This is a genomic window from Williamsia phyllosphaerae, from assembly GCF_014635305.1.
GTDB lineage: Bacteria > Actinomycetota > Actinomycetes > Mycobacteriales > Mycobacteriaceae > Williamsia_A > Williamsia_A phyllosphaerae.
On record NZ_BMCS01000001.1, the window covers coordinates 1,657,452 to 1,670,476 of the forward strand.

At 68.4% G+C, this 13,025-nt stretch carries 13 protein-coding genes; 6 read left to right on the plus strand and 7 right to left on the minus strand.

The features are described from left to right. Window positions 1-17: 17 nt before the first annotated feature. Entirely contained in the window at window positions 18-950 is a 933-nt protein-coding gene (locus IEV93_RS07800) for a DMT family transporter (protein WP_188488481.1), read from the plus strand. Continuing rightward, window positions 943-2,343 carry an amidase gene (locus IEV93_RS07805; protein ID WP_188488483.1) on the plus strand — a complete coding sequence of 467 codons (1,401 nt, stop codon included), beginning with the start codon at window positions 943-945 and terminating at the stop codon, window positions 2,341-2,343. Before IEV93_RS07800 ends, IEV93_RS07805 begins: the two co-directional genes overlap by 8 nt. Window position 2,344: 1 nt before the next feature. Here the strand turns inward: IEV93_RS07805 and IEV93_RS07810 are convergent, their stop codons facing one another. Together IEV93_RS07810 and IEV93_RS07815 are read right to left on the minus strand one after the other, a co-directional pair. After that, a complete protein-coding gene (locus IEV93_RS07810; protein ID WP_188488486.1) occupies window positions 2,345-3,379 on the minus strand; it encodes an NAD(P)H-binding protein in 1,035 nt (344 codons plus the stop codon). 93 nt (window positions 3,380-3,472) lie between these two features. Continuing rightward, window positions 3,473-4,342 carry a helix-turn-helix transcriptional regulator gene (locus IEV93_RS07815; RefSeq protein WP_188488487.1) on the minus strand — a complete coding sequence of 290 codons (870 nt, stop codon included), beginning with the start codon at window positions 4,340-4,342 and terminating at the stop codon, window positions 3,473-3,475. A gap of 186 nt (window positions 4,343-4,528) precedes the next feature. On the opposite strand from IEV93_RS07815, the gene IEV93_RS07820 reads away from it, so the two are divergent. Together IEV93_RS07820 and IEV93_RS07825 are read left to right on the plus strand one after the other, a co-directional pair. Further along, entirely contained in the window at window positions 4,529-5,473 is a 945-nt protein-coding gene (locus tag IEV93_RS07820) for an SDR family oxidoreductase (RefSeq protein ID WP_188488489.1), read from the plus strand. Window positions 5,474-5,543: 70 nt separating this feature from the next. Continuing rightward, window positions 5,544-6,614: a hypothetical protein gene (locus IEV93_RS07825; protein ID WP_188488491.1), complete on the plus strand. Its 1,071-nt coding sequence runs from the start codon at window positions 5,544-5,546 to the stop codon at window positions 6,612-6,614. Between the two features lie 7 nt (window positions 6,615-6,621). Here the strand turns inward: IEV93_RS07825 and IEV93_RS07830 are convergent, their stop codons facing one another. The 4 genes from IEV93_RS07830 to IEV93_RS07845 are packed head-to-tail and all read right to left on the minus strand — an operon-like array spanning window position 6,622 to window position 10,476. Continuing rightward, window positions 6,622-7,539 carry a S1C family serine protease gene (locus tag IEV93_RS07830; protein WP_229704960.1) on the minus strand — a complete coding sequence of 306 codons (918 nt, stop codon included), beginning with the start codon at window positions 7,537-7,539 and terminating at the stop codon, window positions 6,622-6,624. Between the two features lie 32 nt (window positions 7,540-7,571). Next, on the minus strand, window positions 7,572-8,552 hold the full coding sequence (locus tag IEV93_RS07835) for a VWA domain-containing protein (RefSeq protein ID WP_188488493.1): 981 nt from the start codon (window positions 8,550-8,552) through the stop codon (window positions 7,572-7,574). Beyond that, entirely contained in the window at window positions 8,549-9,436 is an 888-nt protein-coding gene (locus IEV93_RS07840) for a DUF58 domain-containing protein (protein WP_188488496.1), read from the minus strand. The genes IEV93_RS07835 and IEV93_RS07840 overlap by 4 nt, the downstream gene beginning before the upstream one ends. Continuing rightward, window positions 9,433-10,476 (minus strand): AAA family ATPase, encoded by a 1,044-nt coding sequence (locus IEV93_RS07845; protein WP_188488498.1) that lies wholly within the window; start codon window positions 10,474-10,476, stop codon window positions 9,433-9,435. Before IEV93_RS07845 ends, IEV93_RS07840 begins: the two co-directional genes overlap by 4 nt. A 146-nt stretch (window positions 10,477-10,622) precedes the next feature. Between IEV93_RS07845 and IEV93_RS07850 the strand changes: the two genes are divergently transcribed. Together IEV93_RS07850 and IEV93_RS07855 are read left to right on the plus strand one after the other, a co-directional pair. Continuing rightward, entirely contained in the window at window positions 10,623-11,315 is a 693-nt protein-coding gene (locus IEV93_RS07850; RefSeq protein ID WP_188488500.1) for a response regulator transcription factor, read from the plus strand. Next, window positions 11,312-12,574, plus strand: a complete 1,263-nt coding sequence (locus IEV93_RS07855; protein WP_188488502.1) for a sensor histidine kinase — start codon at window positions 11,312-11,314, stop codon at window positions 12,572-12,574. The genes IEV93_RS07850 and IEV93_RS07855 overlap by 4 nt, the downstream gene beginning before the upstream one ends. Here the strand turns inward: IEV93_RS07855 and IEV93_RS07860 are convergent. Then, window positions 12,556-12,963, minus strand: coding sequence for a (R)-mandelonitrile lyase (locus tag IEV93_RS07860; RefSeq protein WP_188488503.1), 408 nt, complete (start codon window positions 12,961-12,963; stop codon window positions 12,556-12,558). The two genes, IEV93_RS07855 and IEV93_RS07860, sit on opposite strands and share 19 nt — an antisense overlap. Window positions 12,964-13,025 lie beyond the last annotated feature (62 nt).

Here is a 13,025-nt window from a genome sequence, read left to right on the forward strand (position 1 = left end):
GGGCGCACGGTCGAGTCATGCCCCAACGATCCCTGTCCCCGCGCCTGGCCGCGCCGACGGTGCTGCTCTACGCGGCCGGCTATCCGATCGGCGCAGCCGCGGTCGCGGTGATGTCACCCTTTCTCGTCATCGCGCTCCGGTTCGCGGCGTCGGCCGCGTTGCTGTGGGCGATCGTCTCGATCCGTCGACCGACGTGGCCCTCACGTCGCACGGTCGGTCATGCCGCCGTCGCGGGTCTCATGACACAGGGCGTGCAGTTCCTGGGGTTGTACTGGGCGCTCGCGCACGGGGTGCCCTCCGGTCTCGGCGCACTCGTCATCGCGCTCAACCCGGTAGTCACGGCCGGGGTGATGGCAGTGTCGCTCGGTCACCGTGAATCCCGGCAGGGGATGCTCGCGCTCGTCCTGGCCGCGGTCGCAGTGGTGCTGGCGTGCGCCCCGAAGATCGCCGCCGATCACGATGTGGGCGTGGGCATCGCAGCGGTGCTGCTGGCGATGGTCGGCCTGTCCGTCGGCGGCGTGTACCAGGGCCGCTTCTGTGCGGACATGGACGTGTGGTTGGTGACCGCAGTCGGTCTCACGGCCTCGACCCCGGTCGCCGCGGTGTTCGCGATGGCATCACCGGACCACGTCACCGACCTTCCCCGGGCGCTGGTGCTCCTCGTCCTGATGGTCGTGTTCAGTTCGGTCGGTGCCACGACCCTGTACTCCGCGTGCATCAAGACTGCCGGGGCACGCGCCGCATCGATCCTGTTCGCCGTCATTCCTGCAGCCGCGTCGGTGATGGCGTGGTTCGCGCTCGGAGAGGCGCTATCGCCGCTCTCGGTGGCCGGGCTGGCCGTCGGCGCCGGCGCATGTCTGGTGCAGTCCCGGTCGTCGCCTCCGGCGCCCACATCCCGCTCGACGACCCACAACTCATCGACAACCAGTGAGGACCACATCCATGAATGACGCCCTGATCTTCCGCGACGCCACCGATCTCGCCGAGCTCATCCGAACGCGGCGTGTCTCCGTGGTGGAGGTCGTGCAGGCGCATCTCGATCGAATCGACGCGGTCGACCCGGCGATCAACGCCGTGGTGACCGTGAACGAGAACGCCCTTTCGGCAGCGCGCGCTGCCGATGCTGATCTCGCGGCCGGACACGACGTCGGGCCGCTGCACGGTGTGCCGTTCACCGTCAAGGACTCCATCGACACCGCCGGTGTGATGACGCAACGCGGATCTCCGATCTTCGCCGGCCGGACACCGGACACCGACGCGACGAGCGTCGCGAGGATGAGGGCGGCCGGGGGAATCCTGTTGGCAAAGACCAACCTCCCGGAGTTCTCGTATTCCACCGAGAGCGACAACCTGCTGACGGGGCGGACGAACAACCCGTGGAACCTCGACCGCACACCCGGCGGATCGAGTGGCGGGGAGTCCGCGGCGATCGCGGCGGGCATGAGTCCGCTCGGCCTGGGCACCGACCTCGCGATCTCGGTGCGGGGCCCCGCCGCGCAAACGGGGATCACCGCACTCAAACCGACGCACGGTCGGATCCCGATGACCGGGGTCTGGCCGCGGGTGCCCCGACGGGACTGGCACGTCGGCCCCATGGCGCACACCGTTCGCGACCTGGCCCTGGCGTACTCGGTGATGAGTGGACCCGATGGCCACGACGCGTTCGCTGACACCCCGGCACGGTTCGACACCGGCATCGGTACCGGCGACGGACGTCAGCTGAGAGTCGGATGGTTCACCGACTCGGGGCTGGGACCGGTCGACCCTGAGGTCGCGGCGACCGTGCGCAGCGCGGCGTTGGCGCTGCGCGAGAGCGGCGCTCATGTCGAGCCGGTCACCATCGAAGCCCTCCAACGGGACAACCCGCTGTACTGGTTCGACAAGCAGCACGTCATGGAGCTCAAACCGGCCATGGCCGAGGTCGTCTCGGGGCACGAGCACGAGATGTTCACCATGTCGCGCGGGATGCTGGCGACACCCGACACGGCGATCGAGGACTACGTCGCCGCGGAGCAGGCCTTCGAGCGTATTCGCGACGGGTACAGCGAGTACTTCACGCGATTCGACGCCGTGCTGCTGCCGGTCCTGCCCGTTCCCGCGCATCGACACGGTGCCTCGTATCTCGTCGTCGACGGCCAGACCGTCGACGCCACCCATGTCCAGAGCTACACGGTGCAGTTCAACATCACGGGGATGCCTGCGCTGTCGATGCGGTTCGGGACCAGCTCGGACGGCCTGCCCATCGGCGTGCAGATCGCTGCCGCTCGGCACGCCGAGAGCACCGTGCTGACCGTGGCCGCGCTACTCGAGAGCCTCAGTCCGGTCCGGGGGCTGCACCCGTAGATCAGTTGCCCGGCAGCACTTTGTTGACCACGTTCGAGATCTTTGTGCGGATGGGGGTGTCGCTCCCGCCGCCGGCCCAGTCGGGATCGTGCGGCATGGGGCCGATCGGATCGGCCTCAGCGGGATCGGCTGCCGGTTCGGCCAGGGCTCGGGTGATCGCGTCCTCGGTCGTGGTCAGGGTGTAATCGGCAGGGAGGAGCGTCCCTAGGAAAGACGTTGAGTGGCAGACCATGTCGTGGTGCAGGCTCTCGACGAGAGCGGTGACCGTCGACGACGGGACGTCGGTGAGGGCGGCGACCATCTCGCCGACGAGCGCCGTGGGCAGCAACGGAACGCTCACCTGCGGACGGGTGATCCCGGCGATCGTGGTGTACGTGTCGAGAAGGTCCGAGTACGCCATGGTCTGCGCGCCGCCGATGTCGTAATGCCCACCGGGGACCTTCGTGTCGAGGGCTCCCGCGAGAGCGTCCAGCACGTCGGTGACGGCGATGGGCTGGACCTGGGAGTCCATCCAGCTGGGAACGGTCTGGACGGGTAGGCGCTCACTGACCTGGCGGATGAGTTCGAACGACGTCGACCCGCTGCCGAGGATGATCGCGGCACGGAGTGCGACGGCCGTCGCGGAGGACCCTTCGAGGATCTTCTCGACCTCCAGGCGCGACGAGATGTGCTCGGAGAGGTCGTCGGACTCGACGTCGGGGACGATGCCGGTCAGATAGACGACCTTGGGGATGCCGTGCTGATCGATCGCGGCGGTCATGTTCTCTGCGGCCGTGCGATCCGTCTCGGCGAAGTCGTCACCGTCCCCCATGCCGTGGATCAGATAGAACACGGCGTCGATGCCCTCGGTGGCCTCTCGCACCTGGTCGGCGTCGAGAACATCCATCGTCACGGAGTTCACCCGATCTGCCCACCACGCGGTGATGGTGGATTCGGGGCTGCTCGTGGTGACGCGGATGTCGTGTCCGTCGGCGAGCAGGCGCGGGACCAGACGACCGCCGACGTAACCGGATGCACCGGTGACCAACACCTTCATGGGACTCCTCGCGTTCGATCGCGCCGTGGCGGCCCGACCTTTCGAGTCTGCCCTGTTTGCGCCGCGGCGGTGGTGAGCGATCGGTCTCGTTGTCTATGGACCGTCCGTCGGAGTCGGCGAGACGCGTATCGTCTGCGAGCCGATGACCGAGAGCAGTTGCAGTTTCTCGTGGGACTCGGTGCCGGGGGTGGCCGTGTACACCAGCAGGTGGTGCGACTGCGCCGGGTCGAGCAGGGTCTGACAGGTGAGCTCCAGCGTGCCGAGTTCCGGATGCACGAACCGTTTCGTCTCGGTGGGGCGGACGCCCACCTCGTGGGTGTTCCACGTCCGACGGAACTCGTCGCTCTCCTCGAGCAGCAGCTCCGCGAGGTGGGCGGCTCGTGAACCGGACCCGCGCATCGTCACCATCTCGCGGAGACCGGACACCCACATCCGGGTGAGGAAGGCGTGATCGTCGGGGTGGTAGATCAAGCGGCTGTCGGGGTCGGTGAACCACCGGTAGCCGATGCTGCGGGCGTTTCCGCTGTACCGCGTGAGGTCGCCGACGAGCGCCACACCGAGGTCGGTCTGGCGCAGGGTCTCGCCCAGCTCGGAGACGATCTCGGCGGGAGTGTCCTGCAGGCGGTCGAGGATGCGCATGAGCCCGGGGCTGACGTGGTCGCCGACCGTTCCCTGCGTGGGCGGCTGGTGTCCGGCGAGACGGAACAGGTGGTCGCGCTCCACGCGAGACAGGTGCAGCCCCTGCGCGATCGAGGCGATCATCTGGCCGGACGGTTGCGGGCCGCGCGCGCGCTCGAGGCGGGAGTAGTAGTCGGTCGACATGTGACACAACGCCGCGACCTCCTCCCGGCGCAGCCCACTCGTCCGGCGGCGTTGCCCGCGCGGGATGCCCACGTCCTCGGGTTGCAGGGCCTCGCGGCGGAGTCGGAGGAACTCGGCGAGCCCATCTCGGTCGATCGTCATCGGTGCCTCCTCGAGGGTCACCTCACTTCCTACCGTCCGCGCCCAGCCAGAGCCACGGCCTGCTGATCCCCCTCATGGCGGCATGTACCCCTGCCTGGTCTCCGCCAACAGTGGATCGTCAGGCCCTGCCTGTCGCCGTGTGCACGGGTCACTGTGGAGAGCACCCGACGAACCCCAGGAGTGACCATGGCACGCACACAGATCGACATCGACGTCCCCGACCTGTCCGGACAACGCGCCGTCGTCACCGGCGCGAGCGACGGGATCGGGCTGGTGGTCGCGACCCGACTGGCCGCAGCGGGCGCCGAGGTCATCGTGCCCGTCCGCAACAGGGCGAAAGGAGACGCGGCGGTGGCCGCCATCGCAGAAGCAGTGCCCGATGCCCGTGTGTCGCTCCGCGATCTCGATCTGTCGTCGCTGGACTCGGTCGCTGCGCTGGCCGCGACGCTCGTCGAGGAGGGCACGCCCATCGACATCCTGATCAACAACGCCGGTGTCATGACCCCACCCGACCGGCAGGTCACCTCCGACGGATTCGAGTTGCAGTTCGGCACGAACCACCTGGGGCACTTCGCGCTGGTGGCGCATCTGCTGCCGCTGTTGCGCGCCGGGCGGGCACGCGTGGTCTCGCAGATCAGTGTCGCGGCGAACAGCGGTGCCATAAACGACGACGACCTCAACTGGGAACGCTCCTACGACGGGATGCGCGCCTACAGTCAGTCGAAGATCGCGATGGGGATGTTCGGACTCGAGCTCGACCGCCGCAGCACCGCCGGCGGGTGGGGCCTCACCAGCATCCTGTCGCACCCCGGGGTCGCACCCACCAATCTCCTCGCCGCCCGCCCCGAGCTCGACCGTGACCGGGACACCCTGAGCCGCAGAGTGATCCGGCAGCTCTCGGCGCGCCGAATCCTCGTCGGCACCGTCGAGTCCGCGGCACTACCCGCGCTGTTGGCCGCCACCTCACCAGATGCCCAGGGCGGCGTGTTCTACGGTCCCGGCGGCCTGGGTCATCTGGGTGGTCGGCCCGGACGGCAGAAGCTGTACCCGCGTCTCACCGATGCCGACCAGGCCGCCCGGACCTGGCGGAGGTCCGAGGAGCTGACGCGGGTCGGCTTCCCTCAGGTCTGACTTCGGGCGTCGTGTCCGATATGTTTCGTGCCTGAGGGGCCGACCACCACGACACGGAGATCTATCGCCGATGGCTGCACTGAACGATGCGACCGACTCGGTCGACCACGTCGCGTCGACGGTGTTGATCGTCAGCGACCCGGGGATCGTGTCCCGCCGCGTCGCCGCGATCCTTCCCACACTCGAGCCGGAGCTGACCCGGCTGTTGGGTCGGCCGGTGTCGGTGATCCAGAGCGTGCACCTGGTTCGTCTGCGGCCCGACGACACCATCGACTACGTGCGGGCCCGCACCGCGGCGCCCGGTCCCGACCCGCACGCGATCGTGGTGGTCACCGAGATCCCGCGCTACACACCCAGACAACCCCTCATCTCCGAGGTGTTCGTCGACGCGCGGCTCGCGGTCATCTCGAACCCGACCCTGGGTGCGTGGGCAACCAGGCGACGTCTGCGTATCGCGCTGACCCAGTCCGCTCGCATGCTGTGTGAGGCCACCTCCGGCGACGAACGCAGGCCGGTCCCGTTCCGGGGCAGCCGGTGGAAGACTCCGGGTTCCGGTCCGACGCAGCTCTACGCTCTGACGGTGTTCTCCTGGCTGCGAACGGTTCTGGGCATGATCTCGACGAACGAGCCGTTGAAGACGGCCCCCCGGTTGTCGAGTGCACTGGCCGCGGCAGCGGCAGCAGGAGCGTTCGGCATCTTCTACAACTCGATCTGGCAGATGGCGTCGTACCTGCCGTCGTGGCGGCTGTTGCTGTTCACGTTCCTGGCCATCGTCATCCTGATGGGGTGGTTGGTGTTGAGCAACGGTCTGTGGGACCGGACCGCCCAAACCCGGTACGCCCAGGTCACTTTCCTGTACAACATGTCGACCCTGGCCACCCTGTTCGTCTGTGTGCTCACGCTGTACGTGACCCTGTTCGTGGCCATCCTCCTCGGCGGCACAGCGCTGATCGACCCGCAGTTCATGGAGCTGATACTCGGTCGGCCGGTCGGCTTCTCCGACTACGTCAACCTGGCGTGGCTCAGCTCGACCATGGGGGTGGTCGCCGGTGGAGTCGGCTCCAGCTTCGACTCCGAGACCGACCTACGCCGTCTGACCCACGGCCGTCGTGAGCGTGAACGGTTCGATCTCGAGGGATGAGGTCGGCTCAGTTCTCGGCGATGATCCGGGTTGCCACCTGCATGGCCCGGTCGATGGGAACCGAGAAGCCGATCCCGATGTTGCCCGAACGCTGACCACCGTAGGTGGCGATGGCGGTGTTGACGCCGACGACCTGACCGTCCAGATTGACCAACGGCCCACCGGAATTGCCGGGGTTGATCGAGGCGTCGGTCTGGATCATGCCGCCCGCCCCGACCGTGGTCTGGCGACGATCGACCGCGCTCACGATGCCCGCGGTGACCGTGCCGCTCAGCCCCAGCGGGGACCCGACGGCCAGTACCGATTCACCGGTCCGCAGCGGAACCCCCGTGCCGAGTTGCGCTGCCGCGGGAGCCGAACCGCGGATCTCGAGGACAGCGATGTCGGCGGCGGGATCACTCCCGACCACCCGTGCCGGCACCTGACGCCCCGTCGACAGACGCAGCGTCACCGACTCCTGCCCTTCGATCACGTGATGGTTGGTGATCACGTGACCCGCGGAGTCGATCGCGAACCCGGATCCGGCCGAACGGCCTGCGGTCACCTGCACCACGCTCGGCACGATCCGGCCGGCGGCGTACTCGGTGGCCCGCGGACCGGCGCCGGCGCCGGCGACAGCGGCTCGCGTCGAGTCGCCTGTGGGGCCGATGTCCGTCTGATCGAGAACGTAGGCCGTGCCGGTCCCCGCGAGCACGCTGAGCACCACGCACGTTGCGACCAGCGCGGTGCCGCGACGACGGCCGGCCCGGTGTGGTCTCGCGTCCTCGGTGGGCGCCTCGATCGCCGGTGGTGGCGACAGCGGGGCCGGTGGTCGGAATGCCGTCATGGGCACGGCGGGTCGGTGCCCCGTGGGCACCGGGGTCGGTGCGGTGGGATCGGGTGGGAGGAAGTCGGGTCGGTACCCGGGGGGACGTTTCTGGATCACTGCGGTCCTCGATCTGTGGGTGGGGTGGGCGGTCAGATCAACCGGGAGAACCAGCGCAGCGACATCGCCGCCGCGGCGAGCCCCAGGAGGAGTCCCGAGACCGCGAACCAGGTCGTGACCTCACGGATCTCGGTGCGATAGCCGATCGACGACCCGATGTCGCGGTAGACGTCCTCGAGTTCGCCGCTGCTCTGCGCCGTGTACGCCTGCCCGCCGGTGTCGTCGGCCAGTCGCTCGAGGGTCGTGGTGTCGACGGGTACCGGCACGTCGAACCCGCCGGTGTCGAGAACCCCGTCGGGGGTGCCGTAGGCGATCGTCGACACCTCCACCTCGGCGGCCACGCTCGCCAGCGCCGACTCTGCGGGACTACGGCCGACCGTGTTCGACCCGTCCGAGAGCAGGACTATCCGTCCCGGTACGACCTCGTCGGGCGTCGACTCGTCGTCGTCGTCGTCGTCGGTGTCGAGGCGCTGGTCGATGGAGGCGATGGCGTCGAGCGAGGAGAAGACCGCTTCGCCGACGGCCGTGGCGCTCGACACGCCCAGTGACCGCAGGCTCGCCTTGGCCGCCGTGCGGTCGGTGCTCGGCGGTGAGACGAGATCCGCGGTACCGGCGAACGCCACGACCCCCACGTTGAAGGTGGTCGGCAGGTCGTCGATGAAGTCCGATGCGGCGTCGATCGCCGCGGCCATCCGTGAGGGGGCGACGTCGGTGGCCTGCATGGACGCCGACGTGTCGATCGCCACCATCACGGTGGCGCGTTCACGGGGGATCGTGAAGGCGATCTCGGGTCGGGCGATCGCCATCGACAACGCGGCGAAGGCCAGAACGATTGCCGCGGTGGGGAGGTGGCGGCGCCACGCGGGTCGCCGCGGAACCACTTTGTCCAGCATCGGCAACGCGGCGAAACGCACCGCGTATCGGCGGCGCCGCCGGAGCATCACCACGTAGGCGACCGCAATGGCGACGACCGGGATGAGAAGGAGAAGCCCCAGGGGGCTGATGAAGGTCACGAGCGGTTCCACCTCTGGACGAATCGGGCGAGTTCGAGCAACCAGTCCTGGTCGGTTCGCAACACGACGTGTTGGCACCCGGTCGACCGCACCGCGGCCGTGGTGTCGGAGCGGAATCGTCGTGCGGCAGAGTCGAAGGCGTGCCGCGTGCGACGATCCGACGTCGATATCTCCCGTTGACGACCGGACTCGGGGTCGACGAGCACGAGATGACCGACATCGGGGAGCGACAGGTCGCGGGGGTCGATGATCTCCACGACCACCACCTGGTTCCGTACGGCCATGCGCCGCAGCGCCCGCTCCCACGCGAAGGGGCGGTCGATCGCCCCGTCGGCACCGAGCAGATCCGAGACGATGACGCGGAGCCCGGGACGCCGTGCGCGGCGGGACAGTTCATCGATCGCGGTGGTGAGGTCCACCTCGGCGACACCGTCCCGGGCCGGTTGGTCGGATGTCACGACGGCGCGTCGAGCGGCTTTCCGGGACGCCAGCGGACGGAGGTAGGCCATCCCGTCGACCGTCAGGCGCGCGACCCCCATCCGGTTCCCGGGCCCGTCGGTGAGGAGTCCGATCGCGCCGGCGACCTGCGCGGCGAGATCGCCCTTCTCGGTGATGTCGGTGCCGAACGCCATGCTCGGCGTCTCGTCGAGGAGCACCCAGGTCTCGAGTTCGTGGTCGGCGCGCGGTCGCCAGACATGCGGTTCCATCGACCGGGCGGTGACGTTCCAGTCGATCCGCCGGACGTCGTCGCCCGGCTGGTACCGGACGATCTCCTCGGCGACGCTGCCCGGGCCCAGCCGCACACCCTCGTTGTCGCCGTAGATCAACCCGGACACCCGCCGGCGCACCCGCAGCTCGAGATCTCCGAACGCGGTCAGCGTCACGCCAGTCGCTCCTCGGCGTCGTCCTCGTGTGGCGCGATCCGCGGTGCGGGCACGGCGCGGACCACCACGTCGATCAGGTCCCGTGCGTCGATGTCGTCGGCCGACGCGTCGAACGTCAGCACCAACCGGTGCGCCAGGACGTCGCCCGCGAGGTCCGCCACGTCGCCCGGCAACACGTAGTCACGGCCGCGGATCAACGCCAGGGCGCGCGATGCCGCCAGCAGCCCGAGCGACCCTCGAGGGCTGACGCCGTACTCGAGGGCACCGACGAGACCGGGGAGTCCGTAGTCGGCGGGCGTTCGGGTGGCCATCACCAGTCGGACGATGTAGTTCTCGATCGCGTGGTGGACGAACACCGCCGCGGCCGCCGCCTGTAGCTCGACCACGTCCTCGAGCTGCAGGATCGTCGAGGCCTGCGGCGCCGTGATGCCCATGCGCGAGATGATCGCCATCTCCTCCAACTCGCTCGGATGGCCGACGTCGACCTTGAGCAGGAAACGGTCGCGCTGCGCCTCGGGCAGGCGGTACACCCCGTCGGTCTCGATGGGGTTCTGCGTGGCGAGGACCAGGAACGGGTCGGGGAGGGCGAAAGTCCGTCCACCGATGCTGACCTGTTTCTCCGCCATCGCCTCCAGCAGCGCCGACTGCACCTTGGCCGGCGCCCGGTTGATCTCGTCGGCGAGGACGAGGTTGCCGAAGATGGGACCGAGCTCGATGTCGAAACTCTCCGTCGACGGCCGCCACACCCGGGTGCCGACGATGTCGCCGGGCATCAGGTCGGGGGTGAACTGCAGTCGTCGGAACTCCCCGCCGACGACCTCGGCGAGGGTGCGGACGGCCAGGGTCTTCGCGACCCCGGGAACTCCTTCGAGCAGGACGTGTCCGCGGGCCAACAGACCCACGAGCATGCGTTCGACCATGGCGTCCTGGCCGACCACGACGCGCTTGACCTCGAAGAGGGCGCGCTCGACCCGGGCTCCCGCGGCCACCGGTGGGTCGACCGGGGTCGGTCGGGTCGTGCTGGTGAGGTGGTCGTTCATCTGGAGGCTCCTCGAGGATTGCCGATCGGCGGGTGACGCAGTGAGCCCAGTGGACCCGTGACATGCGAAAACCAGTGGAAAAGCCACCGAAAGGCGAGCGAAAGAGCAGTCGTCGCTCCTGGTGAGCCCCGCTATCGTGGGGTGCCATGAGGTTGTTGATCGTGGAGGACGAAGAGGGGTTGGTCAGTGCGCTGAGCATCGGGCTGCGGCGTGAGGGGTACGCCGTCGACATCTCACTGACGTGTGCCGACGCCTACGCCAAGCTCGCCGTGCACGCCTACGATCTCGTCCTGCTCGACGTCAACCTGCCCGACGGCGACGGCTTCACACTCGCACAGCGTGTCCGAGAAGGGTTGGTGCCCAGCGAATCCGGTCCTGATGTCCGCGTCCTCATGCTCACCGCCCGCGGCGGACTGCCGGACCGGGTCCGCGGGCTGGACGTGGGCGCCGACGACTACGTCGTCAAACCCTTTGCCCTCGCCGAACTCTCGGCCCGGATCCGCGCGCTGCTGCGCCGCGAGGTGGTCCGGTCCTCGACGGTGGCCAAGGTCGGAGACATCACCCTCGACCCCGCGCGTCAGCTCGTGCACCGGGGTGGCCGGGAGGTGGGTCTGACGCTCAAGGAGTTCGCGGTGCTGCGCTACCTGATGAGCAAGCCCGACCACCTGATCTCCGCCGAGGAGCTGCTCCGACACGTCTGGGACGAGAACGCCGACCCGTTCACACAGACGGTCCGGGTCACGGTGGGCACGCTGCGGCGCAAGCTCAGCGTCGGTTCCGAGACGCCGGCGATCGAGACCATGATCGGGCGCGGTTACCGGTTGCGGAAGACCGCGTGACCGCCCGCCCCGGGTGGGTTCGAACCATCCGGGTACGACTCGCGCTGTTCACCTCGGCCCTGCTGTTCATCGTCACCGCCGCGATCCTCGCCGCGGTCTACCTGACGCTGTCGCACACCATCGAGGCCGGCCCTCTCGACGAGGTCACGGTGAAGAAGTTCACCAAGACCGCCGGTGGGACAATCCAATACAAGGCAGGCGAGCAGTTCCAGGCCGCCGATCTGCAGAGCGTGCAGAAGGCGGTCAACCAGAACACCCTCGACACCCTCCGCAACGCATCGGTGGTGGCGTTGGTGGTCATCTTCGGGCTCAGCCTGCTGATCGGTTGGTTCGTCGCCGGGCGTCTCCTGCGTCCGCTCGGACGTATCACCGACACCGCCCGGGAGATCACCGCGACCGACCTGAGCCGTCGCATAGCTGCGTCGGGACCGACCGACGAACTCAAGACCCTCGCCGACACCATCGACCACATGCTCGATCGGCTGGAGACGGCTTTTCGGACCGAGCGGAATCTGGTCGAGGACGTGAGTCACGAGTTGCGAAATCCCGTGGCGGTCATCCAGGCGAATGTCGAGGCGGTGCTGGCCGACGACCAGTCGAGTGCCGCCGAACGCGCCGATGCGATGGCGATCATCACTCGGGCCACGGCTCGGATGACGCGCCTGCTCGAGGATCTCCTGGCCACGGCGCGACGACGGTCAGGAGCGTTCACCGACCACGAACTCGATCTCGCGAGCCTCGTCACCGACACCGCCGAGGAGTACCGCTTCCCCGCGGAGGAACGTTCACTCGATCTGGTGGTGCGGGCCCCGACCGGACCAATCGTCTACGCCGAGCCGGAGTCCCTGGGCCGCGCCATTGGCAACCTGATGTCGAACGCGATCCGGTTGGCCCCCAGCGGATCGACGATCACGGTCGCGGTCGGCAGCCAGGCCGGTTGGTCGTGGACCGCGGTCCGCGATGCCGGTCCGGGGATCGCGGAGTCGGAGCAGCAGTTGGTGTTCGAGCGCTTCCGGCGCGCGAGCACCGGTGAACAATCCGAGAGCCGTCGGCGGGGGAGCGGTTTGGGCCTGACCATCGCCCGACAGATCGTCGAGAGCCATGAGGGCCGAATGACGCTGTTCAGCGCAGTGGGCGTGGGGAGCACCTTCGTCATCTGGTTGCCCGATCGCGCGATCGCGGGCGGCGTGGAACGCGAACCCACCCCACCGACGGTCAATCCGCTTCCGGCCGTGACCGATCAGACGTCACGTCCATGACGGAGGTATTCATCGTCGGTGACGTGCTCCAGCCAGGTGACGACCTCGCCTCGGTCGTCTGCCTCCTGGATGGCGACATGGGCCATGAACCGCTCTGACGTCGCTCCGTGCCAGTGGATCTCGCCCGGTTCGATGTAGACGACGTCACCGGGCCGGATTTCCTGGACACCGTCCGTGGTCGCGACCAGTCCGATGCCGTCGGTGACGTACAGGGTCTGGCCCTTCGGGTGGTGGTGCCAGGCGGTGCGTGCACCGGGTGCGAAACGCACGTGCGCGCACGCCACCGCGGATTGCTCGTCGTTGTTCCGGATGCCGTCGATCTGCACGGTGCCGGTGAACCAGTCCTCGGGGCCGGCCCCCGTCTGTCCGCTGCTCTGAGTGAACTTCATTCCGATTCTCCTTCGTTGCGGATACTTCGTATCCGCTTATGACGACGGTAGCACGCAAACGG